Here is a 22,701-nt window from a genome sequence, read left to right as displayed (position 1 = left end):
GCATGACTGACAAGAAGGTCGTGCTCGGGGCGGCGGCGCCCGCGGGCCGGACGGATTTCGCCGTCCTCGCGGACGCCGCCCGCACCGCGGAGCGGGGACGGTTCGACTTCTTCCTCGCCGACGGCGTCACCGCGGCGAACGCGCTGGCCGGATTCACCGACGCGGTGGGGCTCGCGGCGACGCTGGACACGACCTCCGCCGAACCGTTCGACGTGGCCCGCCGGTTCGCCTCGCTCGATCACCTGTCCGGTGGCCGGGCGGCGTGGAACACCGCGTCCCCCGCCGACGGGCGGTCCGGCGAGTTCGTCGACACCGCCCGCACCCTGTGGGATTCCTGGGCCGAGGGCGTCGTGACCGTCGACCGCGGCGCGGGGCGGTTCGTGTCGGATCCCACCGCGGGCGCGTTCTATCACCGGGGCAGGCACTTCGACATCGGCGGACGCTTCACCGTCCCCCGCAGCCCGCAGGCGCAACCGGTGGTGATCGTGTCCGGTGACGGGCCGGAATCCCGGGATCTCGCCGCCCGGCACGGCGACGTCATCATCGCTCCGCTCGGCACGTTCGAGTCCGCTCGCGCCTTCCACACCGACCTCGCGCGCCGGACCGTCGACGCAGGCAGACCCGCCGGTGCGGTGAAGGTCCTGTTCACCGCGACGTTCGCCGGCACCGCCGCGTCCGTGGCGGACCGGATCGTCCGGTGGGTCCGCGAGGACGCCGCGGACGGGTTCGTCCTGCCCTCCCTTCCCACCCCGGACGGCCTCGATCCGTTCGTCGACACGGTGGTGCCGTTGCTCCAGGACCGTGGCGTTCTGCGCACCGACTACACCACCGACACCCTGCGACAGCACCTCGGACTCGGTGCACCGCGCAGCCATCGTGCCGTCAATCCCCGCTCTCTCCAGAAAGTGCCGTCATGACCACTCCGTTGTCCGTTCTCGATCTGTCGCCCGTCAGCGAGGGCACCACCGCCCGCACGGCGCTGCGGAACACCGTCGACCTCGCCCGGCACGCCGAGGCGTGGGGATACAAGCGGTACTGGGTGGCCGAGCACCACTTCGTCGGTGTCGCCAGTTCCTCGCCCGCCGTGCTCGTCGGGATCCTCGCCGCGGCGACCAGCACGCTGCGGGTCGGCGCCGCCGCCGTGCAGCTGGGCCACACCACCGCGGCCGCCGTCGTCGAGTCGTTCGGCACCGTCGACGCGCTGTACCCGGGTCGCCTGGACCTCGGGCTCGGACGGTCGGGTCAGCGGCGGGCCGAGGCGTTGAAAGCCGTTGCCGAACGCAACAACCAGCCGGCCCCGCCCCGCCGGGAGACCGAGATCCGCGACGGCGTGGTGATCCCGGCGCCGTTCGACCCGTCCGGGCTGCTGCTGTCCCCGCGGCTCGCGGCGGCGCAGTCGGTCCTGCAGCAACCCGGTGCACTGTCGCCCGCCTTCGACCAGCAGGTCGACGACATCCTGGCACTGCTCGGCGGCACGTACCGCACCCCGGACGGGATCGAGCTCCACGCGAGTCCCGGTGAGGGCGCGGACGTCGAGGTGTGGGTGTTCGGCAGCAGCGCGGGGCCGAGCGCCGAACTGGCAGGCCGGCTGGGTCTGCCGTTCGGTGCGAACTATCACGTGAGCCCGTCGACGACCATCGAAGCGGTCGAGGCCTACCGCGCCGCGTTCCGCCCGTCGCCGGGCCTGCCGAAGCCGTACGTCGTCGTCTCCGCCGACACGGTGGTGGCGGAGGACGATGCGACCGCGCAGGAACTGGCGTCGACGTTCGGGCACTGGACGCACAGCATCCGCAGCGGGCACGGCGCGATCCCGTACCCCGACCCCGCACACACCGCACCGCTGGGCGAGACGGAACGCGCGCTCGTCGAGGACCGGCTGATCACCCAGTTCGTGGGGGCACCGGCCACCGTCGCGGACAAACTCGACAGTCTGCGAAGGCTCACCGACGCCGACGAACTGGTGATCACCAGCGTCACCCACGATCACTCCGACCGGTTGCGCTCCTACGAACTGCTCGCGTCGGAGTGGGGACTACCGGGGTTGCTCGCCGCCTGAGAGCACGATGATTGAACGCTGGTCCAATTGGGAATCCCAGGCCCATGGACACAGCAAATGCACCTGTGCCCGAGTCCCATGACGAGCTGGTCGAGCAGCTACGGCAGTACCTGAGCTCGATCACGTCGACGGAACTCGGTCCCGAAGACGACTACTTCACCCTGGGACTGGTGAGTTCGTTGCGGGCACTGGAGATCGTCACGTACATCGAAGGCTCCCACGACGTCGTGGTCGAGGTGGAGGACCTCGACCTCGACAACTTCCGCACCGCGACCCGGGTTGCGGGGTTCATACGGAGGAAGCGGGGCGAGCAGCTTCGTGCGACGGACGGGGCGTCGCCGTGATCGGAATCGACACACTGGTCGCCTCCGCCGAGACCGACGCCGGCACCTGGGACGAGACCGGGCTGCCGGTCGAGGTCATCGAGGCCGCCGCGAAGGCGGGTGTCCTCGGGCTGGACCGCACGACGGACTGCAAGGGGCTGGGCCTGAACGCCGCCGAACTCGGCTCGGTCGCAGAGAGACTGGGGGCGGTCTGCACGTCGCTGCGGTCGCTGCTGACCGTGCAGGGGATGGTGAACGCCGCCCTCGATCGGTGGGGCACCGCCGAACAGCGGGCACGGTGGGTTCCCGCCCTGGCGACCGGCGAGCTCCTCGCCGGATTCGCCGCCACCGAAACCGGGGCCGGCAGCGACCTCGCCTCTGTGACTACCAGTTTCGAGGAGCAGGGCACGGACCACCGGATCACCGGACGGAAACTGTGGGTCACGTTCGGCGAGGTGGCGGACGTACTGCTCGTCCTCGGCCGGTCGCAGGCCGGGCTCACCACCGCGCTGGTCGAAACGGACGCGCCGGGGGTGACCGTCGAACCGGTCCACGGTCAGCTGGGCATGCGCGGCGCCCGGATCGCGCACATTGCGCTGGACGGCGTCGTCGTCCCCGCCGACCACCTGATCGCACCGCCGGGATTCGGACTGTCCCACGTGGTCGGAACGGCCCTGGACCACGGCCGGTACACCGTGGCGTGGGGGTGCGCCGGGATGGCGCGCGGCTGCCTCGCCGACGCCGTCGCGCACGCGTCCACCCGCGTGCAGGGCAGTGCCGTGTTGTCCGAGCACGACTCGGTCCGCGCGATCCTCGGGCGCAGCTGGGTCGACGCGGCCGGCGCCCGCGCGCTGTGCGAGCGGGCCGCCGAACAACGCGATGCGCACGAGCCGAGCGCGCTGTTCACGACGATCGCCGCGAAGTACGCCGCGGCCCGCGTCGCCGCGTCGGTGAGCCAGCAGGCGGTCCAGGTGCTCGGCGCCGCCGGTTGTGCCTCCGACAGCAGGGTGGGGCGCTTCTTCCGTGACGCGAAGGTCATGCAGATCATCGAGGGCTCGACGGAGGTCGCCGAACTCCAGATCGGTGACTACGTGCTCGGGGGAGGTGTGCGATGACGGCAGACCCGCCGGTCACGATCGAGTCCGTCGCGCTGTGGTTCCCCGACGACGAGGTGACCGTGGCGGGACTGCCGGAACTCGACGAACTGCCCATCGCGCAGCGCGAGCACGCGCTGGCACTGGGCATCGACACGGTGCGGATCGGAATCGGGTTGTCCGAGGTGGATCTGGCGCAGGCCGCGGCGGAGGAGGCGCTGCGCACGTCTGGTCTCGACGCCACCCAGCTCGACGCGCTGCTGCTCGTGCAGGGCCGGGTTCCGCAGTATCTGCTCGCGTCCGAGGCGACGCGGCTGCAGCATCGCCTCGGCGCGAACCAGGCGTTCACGACCGGGGTGGGGGACCTCGGGTGCGTGTCCGTGTCGGCGGCCTTCACGCTCGCGTCGGCAATGCTCCGCGGTGACCCCCGTTGCCAGAACGTGCTCGTCGTCGCGGCGGCGAAGACACCCACCAGGTCGCGGTACCGGTCGCCGATGACGCTCCTCGGCGACGGCGCCGCCGCGGTCCTGCTGACGACGTCGGGGACGGGGCGGTACGAACTCGTCGACCAGATGATCCGGAGCGACGGAAAATACGCCGACCTGTTCCACATCGATTACCGCGACGTCCGCGAAGCCGAGTGGGTGGAGGAATGCGCCGACGAACCCACGTACTCGTTTCGACTGGCGGTCGAGAGCCGGAAGCGGTTCACGGAGATCAACGCGGAGCTGCTGGCCCGGAACGGGCTGCAGCAGGACGGGATCGGCGTGTTCCTCATGCAGAACCTGTCGCTCGGGGCGTTCGCGTTCTGGCAGGAGGCGCTCGACGTCGCGATCGATCCCGTCTGCCGCGACAACCTCGCCCGGTACGGCCACCTCGGTTCCGTCGACGTGGTGGCGAACCTCGAGCGCGTGGCGTCCGCGCAGGCGCCCGGGGACTACTGCGTGATCATGAACAGCAGCCCGGTCGCGGCGTGGAGCAGTGCGCTGCTCCGGCGCCTGCCGGACCGGCCCGGGCGCGGGACGTGATCGCGATGGCACAGACGGTCAAGTGCATGGTCTGGGATCTCGACGACACCATCTGGGACGGCGTCGTCCTCGAACAGGATGCTCCCGTGCCGACCGCGGACGCCCTCCGCGCCCTGGACGTGCTCGATCGGCGCGGAATCCTGCACGCCGTGGCGAGCCGCGGCGAATTCGAACCCGCCGCGGCGCACCTGCGGATGCACGGCATCGAGGAACTGTTCTGCGCCATCGACGTGGGGTGGGGCCCGAAGTCGGAGGCCGTGCGCCGCATCGCGGAGACCCTGAACCTGGGTCTCGACACCATCGCCTTCGTCGACAACGATCCCGTCGAGCGCGCCGAGGTGTCCGAGGCGCTGCCCCCGGTGCGGTGTTATCCCGCCGAGCAGATCGCGTCGTTCCCCGACCTTCCCGAGTTGACGCCGCCCGCCGTCACCGCGGAGGCGAGTCAGCGGAGGTCGTTGTACCGGGCGGAACGGATCCGGCAGGTGAGCGAACAGGAGTTCCGCGGCTCGAACACCGAGTTCCTGGCCTCGCTCGACCTGGTGATGACGGTCCGCCGAGCAAACGAGGACGACCTCGAGCGCGCGCACGAACTGACCGTGCGGTCCCATCAACTCAACACGACGGGACGCACTTTCGGCATCGATGAACTGCGCCGGCTCTGCGCGTCCGACGATCACGAGGTGCTCGTCGCGTCGCTCGCCGACCGGTTCGGTGGGTACGGCACGATCGGTCTCGCGGTCTCGGAGACCCGCGGCGAAAATTCCGTTCTGCAACTGCTGCTGATGTCGTGCCGGGTGATGTCACGTGGCGTCGGGACGGCGCTGATCCGGCACGTCGTGGAGCGGGCCCGCGCACGCGGCAGGCGGGCGCTCGCCGAGTTCGTGCCGACCGACGTCAACCGGGTCATGCTGGTGACGCTGCGGTTCGCCGGGTTCGACGTCGTCGACTCGACTCCAGAGCGGATGCTGCTGCTGTGCAACGACGTCCGCAGTGCTGCGGCACCGAACGCCGATCACGTCACGGTCGTCTCGGGAGGCGTGACGCCATGACGGACGTGGTCTCGAGCGGCGGCGTGACGTCCGGGATCCTCCGCCAGTGCCGACGGGTTCCCGGCCGGATCGCGATCGTGGTCGGCGACCGTGCGCTGACGTACCGCGAACTGGACTCGGCGAGCGAGACACTGGCGCGCCGGCTCGCGGCCCTCGGCGTGCGGCCGGGCCAGGTGGTGCTGATCCATCAGCGGCAGAGCGTCGAGACGGTGGTGGGGATGATCGCGGCGCTGCGGCTGGGCGTGGCGTGGTGCGTGATCGAGCCCGGACATCCGGTGGGGCAGCTGCGCGCACTCCTCGGCGACATCGACTGCGGTGCCATCGTCTTCGGGTCCGCGGATCCGAAGACGTCACCGGAGACGGTCCGGGCACTGGCCCGCAGTGCGGGCGGACGTGTTCCGGCACTTCATGACCGGGACGCAGGCCCCGCGCCCGAAGCCGAACCGGCGGCCGCACTTCCCGGGGACGTCCCCTCCGCCACCCCCGCCTACGTGATCACGACGTCCGGTTCCACCGGCATACCCAAGGCCGTCGTCGCGAGCCGCGCCAACCTCGCGAGCATGGTCGACGGCCGCAACTACGACTACGACGAGGACGACCTGGTCACGTTCTCCGCGTTCCGCCTGACGTGGGACGGCTCCCTGCTGAAGACCCTCTGGGCGCTGTGTACCGGCGGCACCAGCGTGCTCCCGGCCGCGCACGAACTGATGGACGCCGAGGCTGTCGCCGCGCTCGCCCGGACGTGGCGGGCCACCCATCTGGTGGCGACCCCGTCGTTCTACCGGCTGCTGCTACCGCACCTCGCCCCGCTGCGCGAACGCCTGCGGCTGGTGACGCTTGCGGGAGAAGCCCTTCCGGGTGTGCTCGTGGCCCAGCACCGGGCGGTGCTGCCCGGGGTTCCGCTGAGCAACGAGTACGGTCCGACCGAGACGACCGTCAGCTGCCTCGCCCATCCGGTGCGCGACGTCCCGGCCTCGATCGCGCCGATCGGCAGACCGCTGGGGGCGAGCACGGCGTACGTCCTCGACGCGAAACTGGTCGAGGTGCCGTTCGGGGCGGTCGGGGACCTGTACGTCGGCGGTCCGCAGATCTCCGAGGGCTACGCATCCCGACCGGCCGCCACCGCGGCCCGGTTCGTCGCCGACCCCTTCGCAGAGCGGCCGGGCGCCCGGATGTACCACACGGGCGACCTCGCGCGCGTCGACCCGCACGGCGACATCGAATTCTGCGGCCGGTTCGACGGGCAGGTGAAGGTGCGGGGCGCCCGCGTCGAGCGGCACGCGGTGGAGGCCGCGCTGGAGAGTCACCCCGCGATCCATCAGGCCGTGGTCCTCGCGACGGCCGACGAACACGGGGAGACCGCGCTGACCGCGTTCTGGGTGCCCGCGGCCACGGCGACCATGCTGCCCACACCCCGCGACCTCATCGCGCACTGCGCCGAACGACTCGTCGCGCAGGCCGTGCCCGACCGCTTCCTCGCGCTCGGCGCGCTACCCCTCGCCCCGAGCAGCAAGGTGGACGAGGCGGCGTTGCGCCGGTTGCTCCCCGGCGGAGGTGGTGGCGTTGCCTGAGCACCGTCCCGACACCGCGGGCAACGCCGAGATACCGTTCCCGCTGTCCTCCGCGCAGTACGAGGCGTGGCTGGCGCAGCAACTGGCCCCCGACGTGCCGCTGTGCATCGCCCAGTACGTCGAGGTCCACGGCGACCTGAATGTCGACGTCCTGCGCGCGGCCACCGTCGCGACCGCGGACGAGTTCGGATCGCCGTTCCTCCGCTTGATCGACAGGGACGGTCAGCCGTTCCAGATGGTCGACCCCGCCGCGGACCGGTCGATCGGGTTCCTGGACTTCCGGGGGGACGCCGAACCGGTGGACGCCGCCCGCCGGTGGATGCGCGCCGACTGTGAGACCCCGCTCGATCCGACCCGCGACCGGCTCGTCGCATCGTCGATCCTCCGGGTCGGTGACGAGCACTACCTGTGGTACAGCAAGATTCACCACGTCGCGCTGGACGGCTACGGTGCGATGACGATGCTCAACCGCATCGCGGCCCGGTACTCGGCGGACGTGCTCGGCCGGCAGCCGGCAGCCGGCGAGGCCGCGGACCCCCGCCATCTGTACGACGCCGACCAGCAGTACCGGTCGTCGAACCGCTTCGCCGCGGACCGGCAGTACTGGGCCGATCGGATCAGCGGACTCGGACCCGGATCGACCCTGGCGCGGCGGACTGGGCCCGCGGTCGCCACGAGCACCGACGCCGCCGGGCCCCTCCCGGACGCCGCGGAGCGCGCGCTCGGCGAAGCAGGCACCCGCGGAACCGCCGCGATCGTCGCCGCGTTCGCCTGCTACCTGTCGAGGACGACGGGCCGCCGCGACGTGCTCGTGAAGATCCCGGTGTCGGCGCGCACCACCGCGATCCTGCGACGGTCCGGCGGAATGGTCGCCGGGGTCGTGCCGCTTCCCGTGCGGATCGCCCCCGAGGACACCGTGGGACAACTGGTCGAGCGGGTCCAACTGGACCTGATGGGTGCGCTGCGGCACCAGCGGTTCGGGCTCGGCGACATCCGGCGCGACGCGGGCGTCGCCGCGGCGGAGTCGCTGGCGGGACCGATGGTCAATGTGATGCTCTTCCACCAGGAACTCGCCCTCGGGCCGCTCGTCGGCGAGTACCACATCGTCACGTCCGGACCGGTCGAGGACCTGCTCGTCAACGTGTACCAGAGCGGCTCCCCGGTCCGGACCGTCGTCCACTTCCTGGCCAACCCCCACCGGTACGACGCCGGAGAGGTCGGCGCCCACCACCGGCGGTTCGTGGAACTGCTCGGCGACTTCCTCGCGGCAGGCCCGGACGCCGCCGTCGGCACCGTCCACGAGGAGACGGCCCGGCTCGACTTCTGGACGCGCACCCTCGCGGGTGCGCCGCCACTGCTGGATCTGCCCACCGACCGTCCGCGCCCCGCCCGGCCGTCCCGGCGCAGCGCCGCCGTCGACGTCGCACTGGACCCGGAACTGCGGCGCGCGCTGGCAGCGTGCGCCGAGGCGCACCGCACGGACACCGCCACCGTCACGCACGCCGCGCTGGCGCTGGTGCTGGCACGATCGGCCCGCACCGGCGACGTCGTCCTCGGCGCGCGGACGGACACCGGCGTGGTGGTGTCGCGGATCCGGGTGCGCGGCGCCGACCGGTTCGGCGAGTTCGTCGACACGGTCCGGGACGCCGCCGCGCAGGCGAACGCCCACCGCGCACCGGTGGAGGACGTCGTCGAGGCGCTCGACCTGCCGCGGTCCGCGTCCCACGCACCGCTCTTCCAAGTGCTGCTCGAATTTTCGGACTCCGGTGAGGAACTCGGCGACCTCGATCTGCGGGTCACGGTGTCCGACACGACGGCCCGCTTCACGTACGCAACGGACCTGTTCGACGCTGCCACCGTGGACGGGCTCGCCCAGCGGTTCGTGCGGACCACCGCCGCGGGTGTCGCCGATCCATCCGTCGTGGTCGGCGACATCGACCCGGCCGATCCGGCCGAACACGCCCTGCTGCGGGACTGGTCGACCCGGCCGGCGGACGCAGCCGGCGAGACGACGCTCGGCGCGCTGTTCGCCGACCGGGCCGCGCGGAACCCCGGCGCCACCGCCGTCGTGTCGGGCGGCGAGCGCATCACGTACGGCGACCTCGACGCCCGGTCGAACCGCCTTGCCCGGCACCTCCTCTCGCTGGGGGTGGGCCCGGAGTCGACGGTCGCCGTCGCGATGCCGCGGACGGCAGCGCTCGTCGTCGCACTCGTGGCGGTCGTCAAGACCGGGGCCGCCTACGTGCCCGTCGACGCGGATCACCCCGGTGAGCGTTCGGCGCTCGTCGTCGCCGACGCAGATCCGGTGGGCGTGCTCGCGACCCGAGACACCGCGGCCGCGCTACCCGCGTCCGACGTTCCCGTCCTGCTTCTCGATTCGGCGGACCCCGAACTCGAAGGGCGATCCGCGGACCCGCTGACCGGCACCGAACGGGCACCGGCCGATCCGGATTCACTGGCCTACGTCATCTACACGTCGGGGTCGACGGGACGGCCGAAAGGCGTTGCGGTGTCGCATCGCAACGTGGTCTCCCTCTTCACCGGCACTCGTGACCTGTTCCGGTTCGGCGACACCGACGTGTGGACGATGTTCCACTCCCCGGCGTTCGACTTCTCGGTGTGGGAGTTGTGGGGCGCGCTGCTGCACGGCGGCACCCTCGTCGTCGTCGACCTCGACACGGCCCGGACACCCGCCGCGTTCCTCGCGCTGCTGCGCCGCGAGCGGGTGACGGTACTGAGCCAGACGCCGACCGCGTTCTCCCAGCTGATCGAGGCCACCGAAACGGACGGCGACGCAGGCCCGACCTCGCTGCGCTACGTCGTGCTCGGCGGCGAGGCACTCGACTTCGGGCAGCTGGAACGCTGGTACTCCCGCCGCGGCGAGGACGCGCCCGTGCTCGTGAACATGTACGGCATCACCGAGACGACGGTGCACGTCACCCACCTCCCGCTCGGACGCGGGCTCGCCGCCGCCGCGTGGACGAGCGTGATCGGGCGCGCGATTCCCGGGCTCCGGGTGTCGGTGCTGGACGCGCGGCTGCATCCGGTGCCGGTCGGTGTGGCCGGCGAACTGTACGTGGCGGGACCACAGGTTGCGCGCGGCTACCTCGGCCGCGCCGGGCTCACCGCGTCCCGCTTCGTCGCGGATGCGTCGGGGGACCGGATGTACCGGACCGGGGACGTGGTGCGGTGGCGGCGGGACGGCAGTCTCGACTACCTCGGGCGCGACGACCTACAGGTCGAGATCCGCGGCTTCCGGGTGGAACTCGGCGAAATCGAGTGGGTACTGGGCCGGTGCGACGGTGTCGCGCAGGCCGTGGTGACCCTGCACGAGGATCCGGTGACCGGCCCGGCGCCGGCCGCGTACGTGGTGCCCGAGGCGGGTGCGGTCGTCGACCCGGGGGCCGTGCTGGAATTCGCGGCAACCGCACTGCCGTCGTACATGGTCCCGGCGTCGGTGACGATCCTCGCGCGGCTGCCGCTCACCGTCAACGGGAAACTGGACCGGGCGGCACTTCCGGTGCCCGCCACCGACTCCGGTGCCGCATTCGTGGCACCGCGCACCCCCGCCGAGGAGTCGATCGCGGTCGTGTTCGCCGCACTGCTCGGCGTGCCCGCGGTCGGCGTCGACGACGACTTCTTCGCGCTCGGCGGCAACTCGCTGGTCGCGGCGAAGGTCGTGGCGCGGATCCAGGGTGTGCTCGGTGCGGCCGTGGGAGTGCGCGACGTCTTCGAGGCGCGGACGGTGCGCTCGCTCGCCGCCCGTGTGGCCCGGGCAGACTCGGCGAGCAGGCCGCCGCTGGTGGCCACCGACCGGTCCACGGCGGCCCCGGTGTCGCTGGCGCAGACGCGGATGTGGTTCCTCGACCAGTTCGACACGACGTCGCCCGCCTACAACATCGCGGCGGCCTTCCGGTTGCGCGGCCCCCTCGACGTCGACGCACTGCACGCGGCCCTGACGGACGTCGTGGACCGGCACGAGGCGTTGCGGACGATCTTCCCGATGCGCGGCGACACGCCCGTGCAGTCGGTGATTCCGGCGGCGGACGCGCTGCGCCGCCTCCGCGCGGTCCCGGTGTCGGGGGAGAGCGAACTCCGGGACCGGCTCGCCGCGGCACTGTCCGCGGGCTTCGAGGTGACCGCGCAGGTTCCGTTGCGGGCGCACCTGTTCGAGCTCGGTCCGCGCGATCACGCCCTGGCCCTGGTGGTCCACCACATCGCGGCGGACGCGCTGTCGCTGGGACCGCTCGCCCGGGACGTCACGTCCGCGTACACCGCGCGGGTGCGGGGGCACGCGCCGGACTGGGTGCCGCTCCCGGTGCAGTACTCCGATTACAGCGTCTGGCAGCGGACGCTGCTTGGAGCGGAGGACGATCCCGACTCGTTGATGTCCCGCCAGCTCGGGTACTGGCGTTCCGCGCTCGCCGACGCGCCGATCGTGACGGACCTGCCGATGGATCGCCCGCGTCCCGAACACCGGACGCTCGCCGGCGCGCGGGAGTCGTTCGACATCGGGGACCGCCTGCACCGGAAGGTGATCGCCCTGGCGCGGGAACACGATGCGACGGTGTTCATGGTGACCCACGCGGCGTTCGCGGTCCTGGTGTCCCGCCTGGGGAGCACCGCCGACGTGATGATCGGATCGGCGGTGGCGGGGCGCGGCGAGGCAGTCCTCGACGACGTGGTCGGGATGTTCGTCAACACCCTGGCGCTGCGCACCCCGGTCCACGGCGCCGACTCGTTCGCCGCGGTGCTCGCCACCGTGCGGGACCGTGACCTGGAGGCGTTCGCGCACGCGGAGGTGCCGTTCGAACGGGTCGTCGAGGCGCTCGCGCTGCCGCGCACCACCGCCCACGCGCCGCTGTTCCAGGTGCTGTTCGAATTCCAGGACGTCGAGCGGCCCACCCCGAGCCTGCCGGAACTGGACGTGGACGAGATCGACCTCGGTGTGTCCGTCTCCACGTTCGACCTGCAGCTGACCCTGGCCGAGCGGTTCGGGGAAGACGGGGCGCCCGCCGGGATCAGCGCCGGATTCACCTATGCCACCGACATCTTCGACGCCGCGACCGTCCGGAAGTTCGCCGAACGCTACGTGCGGCTCCTCGACACGGTGGTCGCCGACCCGGACGTTCCGCTGGCCCGGTTCGATCTGCTGTCCGCCGGCGAACGCGAGGCACTCGTGCCGGTGCGGGGGCGGCCCACCGGCACCGTGCGGCTGCTGCCGGAGATCCTCTCCGCCGCGGCCGCCCGGGACCCGCACGCCGTCGCGCTGTCGTACGGCAACGCGGTGATGTCGTACCGCGAACTCGACGACTGGTCGAACCGCCTGGCGTGGGTGCTGATCCGCCGCGGAATCGGGCCCGAGGACCACGTCGCGATCGGGCTCGTCCGATCCGTGGAACTGGTGGTGGCGGTGTGGGCGGTGGCGAAATCGGGTGCGTCGTTCGTGCCGGTGGATCCGAGCCTGCCGTCCGCGAGGATCACCGACATCCTCGCCGACTGCGGGGCCGTGGTGGGACTCACCGTCGCCGAACAGCGCGACCGGATGCCGGACGGCGTGGAATGGCTGCTCCTCGACTACCCGGGTCCGACGCGGAGGTGGGAGTCCCGGTCGATCACCGACAACGACCGGGTCGTGCCGCTGCGACCGGACCACCCCGCGTATCTGATGTACACGTCCGGGTCGACGGGCGCCCCGAAGGGCGTCGTGATCCCCCATGCGGGGTTGCAGAACTTCACCATCGATCAGCGCACCCGGTATGCGACGACGAACGCGTCGCGTGTCTTGAATCTCGCGTCGCCCGGGTTCGACGCGACGATGCTCGAATACCTCATGGCGTTCGGCGCGGGCGCGCGACTGGTGATCGCGGCTCCGCACGTGTACGGCGGCGCCGCGCTGACGGAACTGCTGGCGGCAGAACGGATCACGCACGCCTTCGCCACCCCGGCGGTCCTCGCCACGATCGACCCGCGCGGTCTGCGGCTGCTACGCGCCCTCGTCGTCGGCGGCGAACGCTGCCCGCCGGAGTTGCTGGCCCGCTGGGCGTCCGGGCGCACCCTGCTCGTCGGCTACGGCCCGACGGAGACGACGGTGATGTCGAACATCGGCGACCCGATGGCCCCCGGCGACCCCGTGCGGATCGGCCACCCGATGCGCGGCGTCCGCGAACTCGTCCTCGACGAGTGGTTGCGCCCGGTGCCCGTCGGCGTGGTCGGTGAGCTGTACGTGCTGGGGGACGGTCTGGCACGCGGCTACCACCGGCGGGCCGGAGCGACCGCCGCCGCCTTCGTGGCGAACCCGTTCGACCACCCCGGCTCGCGGATGTACCGCACCGGGGATCTGATGCGGTGGACGAAGGATGGTCGGCTGGAGTATCTGGGCCGCAACGATTTCCAGGTCAAGCTGCGCGGCCAGCGGGTCGAGCCCGGGGAGGTGGAGGCGGCGCTCACCCGCTGCCCCGGTGTCGCGCAGGCGGTGGTCGTGGTGCGCCGCACACCCGCCGCCGAGGCGGTCCTCGCCGGATACGTCACGGCCGAGGACGGGGCGGATCTCGACACGACGGAGGTGCTGCAGTTCGCCGGATCGGTGCTCGCCCCGTTCATGGTGCCCGCCTCGGTGACCGTCCTCGACCGGCTTCCGCTCGGCGCCAACGGCAAGGTCGACCGGCACGCACTGCCCGAACCCGAATTCGCGCCCCGCATCTTCCGTGCGCCCGGCACCCCGTTCGAGTCCGCGGTGGCCGACGTGTTCGCCGAGGTCCTAGGGACCGGCGTCGTCGGAGCCGACGACGACTTCTTCGCATCCGGGGGCAACTCCCTGACCGCGACGCAGGTGGTCGCGCGGATCAACACCGCGCTCGGTGCCGACGTCGGTGTGCGGGACGTGTTCGAGGCCCCGACCGTGCGGGCGCTCGCGGCGCGGATCGCCCGCGAGACCGCGGGCGGCGAGGCCCGGCCCGCGGTGGCGGTGCCCCGGCGCCCGGACCCGGTGCCGCTGTCGTGGGCGCAGCACCGGATGTGGCTCCTCAATCAGTTCGATCCGTCCTCGCCCGCGTACAACGTCGCGATGATCGTCCGCCTGTCGGGCGACCTCGACGTCGACGCGCTGACCGCCGCCCTCGCCGACGTCGTGGAGCGGCACGAATCGCTCCGCACCCGGTACCCGTACGGCGACACCGGACCCACTCAGGTGATCGTCGGCGCGGGGCACGTCGCGCAACTCACCGTGTCGACGTCCGAAGACCCGGTACCCGGCCAGATCTCGGAACTCGTGTCCGCGGGATTCGACGTCGCGGCCGAAGTCCCGATGCGGGCCCGGCTGTTCGCTCTCGGCGGCCGGGAGCACGTCCTCGTCGTCGTCGTGCACCACATTGCGGCCGACGGTTTCTCGATGGTTCCGCTCGCCCGCGACGTGCTGACGGCCTATACCGCGCGGTCCGAGGGTTGCGCGCCGGGATGGGAGCCGTTGCCGGTGCAGTACCCCGACTACACCGTGTGGCAGCGGGAACTCCTCGGCTCGCAGGACGACCCGCACTCCCTGCTCTCCCGGCAACTCGACTACTGGCGGTCCGCGCTCGCCGGTGCGCCGGCCGTGACCGACTTGCCCACGGACCGCGACCGCCCGCCCCGCCGATCGGCCGCCGGCGACCGGGTGACATTCACGATCGGCGCCGACCTGCACCGCGAGGCGGTGGCGTTGGCGCGGACCCGGCGGTGCACCGTGTTCATGATCGTGCACACCGCCCTCGCCGTGTTGCTGTCCCGCTCGGGTGGTTCCGGCGACGTGGTGATCGGGTCGCCGGTCGCCGGTCGCGGCGAGGCCGTCCTCGACGACGTGGTGGGCATGTTCGTCAACACGCTCGTGCTGCGAACCCACGTGTCGGGGACGTTCGACGATCTGCTCGCACGGGTCCGCGACACCGACCTCGCGGCCTACGCCCACGCCGACGTGCCGTTCGAGCGGGTGGTGGAGGCGCTGAACCCACCCCGCTCCCAGTCTCATTCACCGCTGTTCCAGGTGTTGCTCGAGTTCCGGAACACCGAGCACCCCGATCTCGCCCTCCCGCACCTCGAAGCGGAGGTCCTCGAACCCGAAATCACGGTCTCCCTGTTCGACCTGCACCTGACGGTGCGTGAGCGGTACGACGAGTGCGGAACACCGGAAGGGATGACGGCCGGATTCACCTACACCACCGACCTCTTTGACGAGGTGACCGTGCGGGCCCTTGCCGAGCGGTTCACCAGGATCCTCGCCGCGTTCGTCGCGGATCCGAGTTTCCCCGTCGGCGACGTCGACTTGCTGACCCCGGACGAGCACACCCGGATTCGCGAATGGAGCGCGGCGGCCGGGACGTTCGTGCTCGATCCCCGGCTGCAACTCACCCCCGAGGGTGTGAGCGGCGAGGTGTATGTCGCCGACACGCGGGAGCACCACACCTCGGCGCGCGCGGCGGCCACCACGTTCGTGGCGAATCCGTTCGGGTCCCCGGGCTCCCGGATGGTCCGGACGGGCGCGTTCGCCCGGTGGAACCGGTCCGGGCGACTGCTGACGGTCGACGCCGCCGGATCCCCGGCACGGTCGGTCGCGGACGTCGTCGAGAGTCACCCGGCGGTCCGTGAGGCCGTGGTCCTCACCACCGCGGCCGGGGTCACCGCCTTCTGGGTGCCTGCGGCCGCGGCGGCCGTGCTGCCGATGGCGGAGGACCTGCGGGAGTTCAGTGCCGGACGGCTCGACGCCCGCTCGGTGCCGACCCGGTTCGTCGCACTCGGCGCCGTCCCGCGAACGGCGGGCGGCGAGGTGGACGAGAACGCGCTGCGCGCACTCGTCGCCGACGCGGAGCCAGCGGTGCGGCCACGCTGGACGACGCTGCAACGGTCGGTGGCCGAACACTGGGCGGCCGTGCTGGGGCACGACGACTTCGGCCCCGAAGACGGATTCTTCGACGTCGGCGGCAACTCCCACCGCGTCGTGGAACTGCAGCGGCGTCTCGACGAACAGTGGCCCGGAGCCCTGCGGGTGGGCCAGTTGTTCGACCTCGTCACCGTGGCGGCGCAGGCCGAGGCGCTCTCGCATTCCACCGACAGCGAGGCGTCCGCGCCCGCCACCTACGAGTTCTGACCAGTAGGGAGGAGACAACCGTGACCGTGCGACATCCCACACCGGACGACGACGACATCGCGGTGGTCGGTATCGCCGCGCGCTACCCCGAGGCCGCGAACCTGGCGGAATTCCGCGCCAACCTCGCGGCGGGCCGGGATTCGGTGCGTCCGCTGTCGCGGTCACGGGCCGAGGCGACCGGGCTGGGGCCGCCGTCCCACTACCACCCGATGGGCTTCGTCGAGGACATCTCCACATTCGACTACTCGTACTTCACCCTGTCGAAACGGGAAGCGTCGCTGATCGATCCGCAGCAGCGGCTCGCGCTGGTCCTCGCGTATCAGGCGGTCGAGGACGCCGGCTACTCGGTGACCGATTTCCGGGACAGCGCCACGGCGGTGGTCTTCAGCGCCGCCGCGTCGACGTATCCGGCGATGTGGGCGGAACCGGGGGTGCTGAGCACACTGGGCAACGTTCCGTTCGCCGTCCCTGCCCGGATCGCATACCACCTCGGACTCACCGGACCGTGCTACGCCGTCGACTCGGGATGCAACGGATCGCTCATCGCGGTGCACCACGGCTGCCGGGAGCTGCGCTCGGGTGACGCCGATTTTGCCATCGCCGGCGGAGTGAGCCTGCGCGTGAACGGTATCCGCGAGGACATGGCGGAGGGGTCCGCGGAACTGATGTCACCCGGAGCGCGCTGCCGTGCCTTCGACGCGAACGCGGACGGCACCGCCGTCGGGGAGGGCGGGGCGGCGCTCCTCCTCACCACGATGGCGCGTGCCCGCGCCGACCGCCTCCCGATCCACGCCGTGATCCGCGGCACCGCAACGGTGTCCAGCGGCCATTCGTCCGCGACCATCAGCTCCCCGAGCGCCCGCGCGCAGGTGGCCGTCATCTCCCGCGCCTGGCGGAACGCGGGCCTCACCCCGGACGACGCCGGCTACCTGGAGGCGCACGGTTCGGGAACCCCGCTGGGCGACGCCGTCGAACTCGAAGGGATCGCGGCCGCGTTCCGGGACCGGCCGGGCGTCCTGTCGATCGGGTCGGTGAAGACCAACATCGGGCACCTCGACCACGCGGCCGGGGTGTCCGGCCTCGTGAAGGCGATCATGGCCGTCGAGCACGGCGAGCTGTACCCCTCGCTGCACTTCGAGCACCCCACCGGTGGAGTCGATCTGGCCGGCATCGGCATCGAGGTGGTCACCGGGGCCCGGACGTGGAGCGACGACACCGGGCCGCGGCGGGCGGGGGTGAGTTCGTTCAGCCTCGGCGGCATCAACGCACACTGCGTGGTGGAGCAGCCGCCGGAGCGTGCCGCCGCCGTCCGATCCCACACCGCCACCCCCCGACTGGTCGCGGTGTCGGCGAAGAGCGTGGGCGCGCTGGCCACGCTGTGCGCCGAACTGGCGACGGCCGTGCGTGCGTACGACCTCGACGACGTCGTGTTCACCCTCAACCGCGGCCGGCCGCACCACGACCACCGGGTGGCGGTGCAGGCACACAGCATTGCCGAACTCTCGCGGTCGCTCGCCGTGCGTGCCGCCGAACTCGGCGCCCGCGGCGAGGACTCCGCACCGGCCACCCGGCCGCGCCCGGCCGTGGCGTTGCTGCTGTCACCCGACCGGATGCCCGCCGCGCTGCGCGGCCGCGACCTGCCGCCGGAGCTTCCCGCCACCGGCGACGAGGCGGACCTCCTCGCCGGGCAGATCGCCGTCCACCGGGAACTCCGCGCCGCCGGCGTCACCGTCGACGCCGTCCTCAGCGGCGGAGTGTCCCGCTACGCCGCCCGATATCTGCGGGACCCACTGTCGGTGGTGGACGCCGCCGACCTCGCCGCCGCGGCCGCGAACCCCGCGATCGACACGGACAGGCTCGTCGCCGTCGCGAAGGGGATTCTCGCGGACGGACCCGTCGTCTTCGTCGAGCCGAGCCCGGCGGGGCGCCTCGGCGCACTGCTCGCGGACGCGCTCGGAGACGCCGACATACTTCGCGCGCCGGACACGCCCGAGGCGGTCACGGACCTCCTCGCCGGGCTGTACGAGCGCGGCGTCGACCTCGACTGGGCCGCCGACCACGTCGGCGACGACTCCGCCTGGCGGGTGCGCCTGCCCGGCCACCCACTACGCGGTTCGCGGTGCTGGTACGACCTTCCCGGCAGGCCCGACTGGACCGGAACACCGGAAGTCCCTTCGGCGGAACCGAACCCGCAGCCGGTGACAGCCCCGGAGGACAGCCTCGACTGGCTGCAGACGACACTGCGCGAACTGCTCCACACCGAGCGGGACGTCGACGCCGAGGACGACTACTTCGACCTCGGCGGAAACTCGCTCATCGGCATGCAACTCGTCGACCGGGTGTCGGACCGCTACGGGGTCCGGCCCAAACTCATCGACCTCTACGAGCGGCCGAAAGTGGCGGACTTCGCCGCGCTCCTCGCGGACGGCACATCCGCGGCCGGCGGGCTGCCGCCGATCACACCGCGGGGGCGGCACGTGATGTCGTTCGGTCAGATACGCATGTGGTTCCACCACCAGCTCGACGCCGCCACCACCATCTACAACCTCCCGATGGTCAGCGACCTGCACGGTCCGATCGACGAATCCGCCGTCCGCGGAATGTGGGACGACCTCGCCGCCCGGCACCGCGTGCTGCTGTCCAATTACGTCGAGATCGACGGGGAGCCGGAATTGCGGATCCGCGACTCCCTCGGCGACTTCTTCCGCACCGCCGACGTGTCGGGGGAACCGGATCCGGTGGCCGCGGCCCGGGCACTCGTACACGAGGCCGCGGCGGCGCCGTTCGACCTGGCCACCGACCCGCTCGTGCGGGCACTGCTCATCAGGCTCGGCCCGGACGAGCACGTCCTGCAGGTCACCACCCACCACTCCGTCAACGACGGGGGTTCGCCGAGGATCTTCGAGCAGGAACTGCCCGCCCTGTACGCGGCCCGCCGCGCCGGTCGCCCCGCCGACCTCACACCGCTCCCCGTCCAGTACTGGGACTACGCCCTCTGGCAACGGGAACTGATCGCGAGCGCCGCGCTCGACCCCGAACTCGACTACTGGGAAACAGTTCTCGACGACGTTCCGCTGCTGCGGCTGCCCACCGATTTCCCGCGCCCGGAGCGGAAGAACTTCACCGGGGCGTTCCACACGTTCACCGTCTCCGAAGAACTGACCCGGAGCCTGCGGAACGTGGCGCGCCGAGAGTCCGTGTCGCTGTTCGTAGTACTGCTCTCCGCGTTCTACCTCCTCATGGCGAGCCGCAGCCACCAGCGCGACCTCGTGGTCGGGACACCGACGACCGGACGCAACCGGCCGGAACTGTCCGGCATGATCGGGTACTTCAACAGCACGGTCGCCCTGCGCGCCGACCTGTCCGGGGACCCGAGCGTCTCGGAACTGTGCGCACGGGTCCGGGACGTCGTGCTCGGCGCCCTCGAACACCAGGAGATCCCGTTCGACCGCGTCGTCACCGCCCTCACCGGCGACCGCGACCTCAGCCGGACACCACTGTTCGACGTCTGCCACGTCCACCAGGAACTGCCGGCGCTGCAGTCGCAGCACGGTCTCACCGAGACACTGTTCGACCAGGAGGATCCCGCCGCCATCGCGTTCGGCGGGGTGCCGTCCGGCACGGCCAAATTCGATCTCACCCTCGTCACCACGGAACGGGGCGGCGAGGACGACATGGCCGCGGGACTCGAATTCAGCACGGAACTGTTCACCGAACAGACCGCCGCCGCGTTGTGCGACGAGTACGTCCGCATCCTGGAAGGCATTGTGGGATCACCGCGCACGCAGACGATTTCCGTCCTCCTCACCGGCTCGTCACCCACGCCGGTACCTGTATCGCCCGCGATCGCGCCGCCGCTGGTTCCGGCCGACCGGCCCCGGCAGCCCTCCGACGCCGCCGGGCCGCCGAACTATTCCGTGGCCCGGGTGACGACGACGCTCGACGGACACCCGGACCTCCCGGAACTGCTCGCCGCCTGGCTCACGCTGCTCGCCTGGTACACCGCGCAGGACGAGGTGGCGGTGGCCGCGCCGAAGATCGTGGCCGTGGACCTGTCCGCAGAACCGACCTACCCGGAACTGGTCGAGACCGTGCGGCGGGAGCTGTCCTCGGACCGCCGCGTGGCCGACCCGGCGGCGCTGCACTTCCCGGTGCGCTGCGACGGGGAAGGCGAAGGCGGCGACGAGCCCCGAGGCCCATCACCCGTCGAACTCGGGCTGTCGTGGACCCGCGGCCCGACGGCGTTCACCCTCCAACTCGACTACGCCACCGACCTGTTCGACGCAAGCACCGCCGGGGCGATGCTCACCGACCTACGCCGGCTACACGCCGGACTGGAGGCCCACCCCGACCTGCCCACCCAGGAGGTGGCGATGGAATACGTGCATCAGGACGACACCGGTTTCACCACCGGCTTCACCTCGGGGGCAGGGCGATGAGGATCGGCGTGGTGGGGGCGGGCACCATGGGCGCCGGGGTGGCCGAAAGTGTGGCGCGGGCCGGCCACGACGTGACCGTCGTCGAACCCGATCAGCAGGCCGTCGACCAGGCCCGGTCCCGGATGCGCGACTCACTGCGGCTCGCGATACTCCTCGGCAGGACCGACGGTCCGAAACCCGCCGAGGTCACCGCGCGGGTGCACTGGACCGGGCAGATCACCGATCTGCGCGCCGCCGACGTCGTCGTCGAATGCGTCCCCGAGCGGATCGAACTCAAGGAGAAGGTCTTCGCCGAACTCGACCGGGTCTGCGCACGCGGCACCCTCCTCGCGTCGTGCACGTCGGGCATCCCCGTCGACCGGCTCGCGGCGAGCACCACCAGGCCGGAACAGGTGGTCGGGCTGCACTTCATGAACCCCGCACCGCTCAAGGACACCGTCGAGGTAGTGCGGGGCCCGCGGACGTCGCAGCAGTCGCTGGACCGCGCGCTGGCACTGCTCACCTCGTTGGGCAAGACCGGCATCGTCGTCGGCGACGGACCCGGATTCCTGCTGAACCGGGTCCTCATGCTCTGCATCGCCGAGGCGGCGGCCGCCGTCGGCGACGGAATCGCCGACGCCGAGACCACCGATTCGTTGTTCGAGGGCTGCCTCGGCCACCCGATGGGACCGCTGCGGACCGCCGACCTCATCGGCCTGGACAACGTCCACGACACGATGACCGCGCTGCGCGAGTTGACCGGCGACGACCACTACCGCCCGCCCGCGACGCTCGTCGCCCTCGTCGAGGCCGGCCACCTGGGGCGCAAGACCGGACGGGGATTCCATGAGTACCGGTGAGGTGCTGCCCCTCACCTACGACCAGACCGCGGTACTCCGCGCCCACCAACCCGACAACACGTTCGGCCAGTACCTCGAACTCGAGGGACCGCTCGACGAAGACCGGTTCTGCCGCGCACTGCACCGGACACTGTCCGAATGCCGCAGCCTGCACAGCACTTTCGTCCTCGACGGCCCCGAGCCCGGACAGGTCACCGGAACCGCGGTCACCGGTCCCGACGTCCTCGACGTCACCGCCCCCGGCCTGCACGCGGCGACATGGATCGACCGGGAACTGACCCGGCCGATGGACCCCGCCACCGGACCGCTGTACGTGCACGTCCTGTTCCGGCTGCCGGACGGCCGATACGGCTGGTTCCAGCGCTACCACCGTCTGGTCAACGACGAACCGGGCATGGCGGCGATCGTCCGCCGCACCGTCGAGGCCTACGAGTCGGGGGAGGCGGCCCCGACCGCGCCGCCCGAGACCCGGCCGTTCGCGTCGCCCACCGTCCCGCTGACATCGGACGCCCGCTATCGCGAGAGCGACGCGTGGGCGGACGACCGCCGTTACTGGGAGCAATTGCTGGCCGGAGCGCCGCGACAGGAGATCCCACCCGGTCCGGTCTCCGAAGACGAGGACCAGCGCCACGTCACCGTTCCCTCCGACGGCGCCCTCGCGCGGCTCGCGCGCCGCAGCGGCGGCGGCCCGGCAGCCGTCCTGCTCGCCGCGCTGGCGCCCTACGCGCACAGCCACACCGGCATCGACGACGTGGTGGTCGGACACCGGTCGCACGGCTCCACCACACCCGTGCGACTCACCCTCACACCGCATCTCACGTTCGAGACCCTGACCCGGCACGTGGGCCTGCAGCTCCGCAGATCCCGCAGGCACCGGTTCCTCGTCACCGAAGACGTTGCGGCGGAACCGTGGTCGGTGACCGGCGGAATGCGCGAATCCCTCGGCGTCGAGCGCATCGGTGAGGGTGCCGTCGCCGTCGTGCAGTGGTGGCACTGCGACAGCGTGCGCGTGGACGTGGAGGACCGGGACGGCACCTGGGTGGTCGACGTCCACGGCTCGGTCGACGCCCAGGAATTCTCTCGAATCCTCACCGCCGCAGCCGCGGATCCGGGTGTTCGGTTGGGTGGGGTGGGTGTGTGGGGGTCGGGTGTGGGGTTGGTGCGGGGTGTGGCTGGGGTGGGGG

General features: G+C 71.7%; 11 protein-coding genes. All 11 read left to right on the top strand.

The annotated features are described in order from the left end of the window. The first annotated feature begins 2 nt into the window (after window positions 1-2). Complete coding sequence (locus tag CA951_RS22925; protein ID WP_087559010.1) at window positions 3-917, top strand: LLM class flavin-dependent oxidoreductase; 915 nt, start codon at window positions 3-5, stop codon at window positions 915-917. Continuing rightward, entirely contained in the window at window positions 914-2,056 is a 1,143-nt protein-coding gene (locus tag CA951_RS22920) for an LLM class flavin-dependent oxidoreductase (protein ID WP_087559009.1), read from the top strand. The genes CA951_RS22925 and CA951_RS22920 overlap by 4 nt, the downstream gene beginning before the upstream one ends. A 44-nt stretch (window positions 2,057-2,100) precedes the next feature. After that, a complete protein-coding gene (locus CA951_RS22915; protein ID WP_087559008.1) occupies window positions 2,101-2,400 on the top strand; it encodes an acyl carrier protein in 300 nt (99 codons plus the stop codon). Then, a complete protein-coding gene (locus CA951_RS22910; protein ID WP_087559007.1) occupies window positions 2,397-3,494 on the top strand; it encodes an acyl-CoA dehydrogenase family protein in 1,098 nt (365 codons plus the stop codon). The genes CA951_RS22915 and CA951_RS22910 overlap by 4 nt, the downstream gene beginning before the upstream one ends. Further along, window positions 3,491-4,501, top strand: a complete 1,011-nt coding sequence (locus CA951_RS22905; RefSeq protein ID WP_087559006.1) for a 3-oxoacyl-ACP synthase — start codon at window positions 3,491-3,493, stop codon at window positions 4,499-4,501. The genes CA951_RS22910 and CA951_RS22905 overlap by 4 nt, the downstream gene beginning before the upstream one ends. Next, on the top strand, window positions 4,498-5,550 hold the full coding sequence (locus tag CA951_RS22900) for an HAD family hydrolase (RefSeq protein ID WP_087559195.1): 1,053 nt from the start codon (window positions 4,498-4,500) through the stop codon (window positions 5,548-5,550). The genes CA951_RS22905 and CA951_RS22900 overlap by 4 nt, the downstream gene beginning before the upstream one ends. Continuing rightward, window positions 5,547-7,121 (top strand): amino acid adenylation domain-containing protein, encoded by a 1,575-nt coding sequence (locus CA951_RS22895; RefSeq protein WP_087559005.1) that lies wholly within the window; start codon window positions 5,547-5,549, stop codon window positions 7,119-7,121. Before CA951_RS22900 ends, CA951_RS22895 begins: the two co-directional genes overlap by 4 nt. Continuing rightward, window positions 7,114-16,239 (top strand): amino acid adenylation domain-containing protein, encoded by a 9,126-nt coding sequence (locus CA951_RS22890; RefSeq protein WP_373414184.1) that lies wholly within the window; start codon window positions 7,114-7,116, stop codon window positions 16,237-16,239. Before CA951_RS22895 ends, CA951_RS22890 begins: the two co-directional genes overlap by 8 nt. A 20-nt stretch (window positions 16,240-16,259) precedes the next feature. After that, complete coding sequence (locus tag CA951_RS22885) at window positions 16,260-20,678, top strand: condensation domain-containing protein (protein WP_087559004.1); 4,419 nt, start codon at window positions 16,260-16,262, stop codon at window positions 20,676-20,678. Beyond that, on the top strand, window positions 20,675-21,517 hold the full coding sequence (locus tag CA951_RS22880) for a 3-hydroxyacyl-CoA dehydrogenase family protein (protein WP_087559003.1): 843 nt from the start codon (window positions 20,675-20,677) through the stop codon (window positions 21,515-21,517). The genes CA951_RS22885 and CA951_RS22880 overlap by 4 nt, the downstream gene beginning before the upstream one ends. After that, window positions 21,504-22,701: condensation domain-containing protein (locus CA951_RS22875; RefSeq protein ID WP_256974040.1), on the top strand; the 1,198-nt coding region annotated here is incomplete at its 3' end. The genes CA951_RS22880 and CA951_RS22875, both read left to right, overlap by 14 nt.

The organism is Rhodococcus sp. NCIMB 12038 (genome assembly GCF_002165735.1).
Classification (GTDB): Bacteria; Actinomycetota; Actinomycetes; order Mycobacteriales; family Mycobacteriaceae; genus Rhodococcus_F.
Note: the sequence above shows the minus strand (reverse complement) of the source record. Positions and strands in the feature narration are given on the sequence as shown.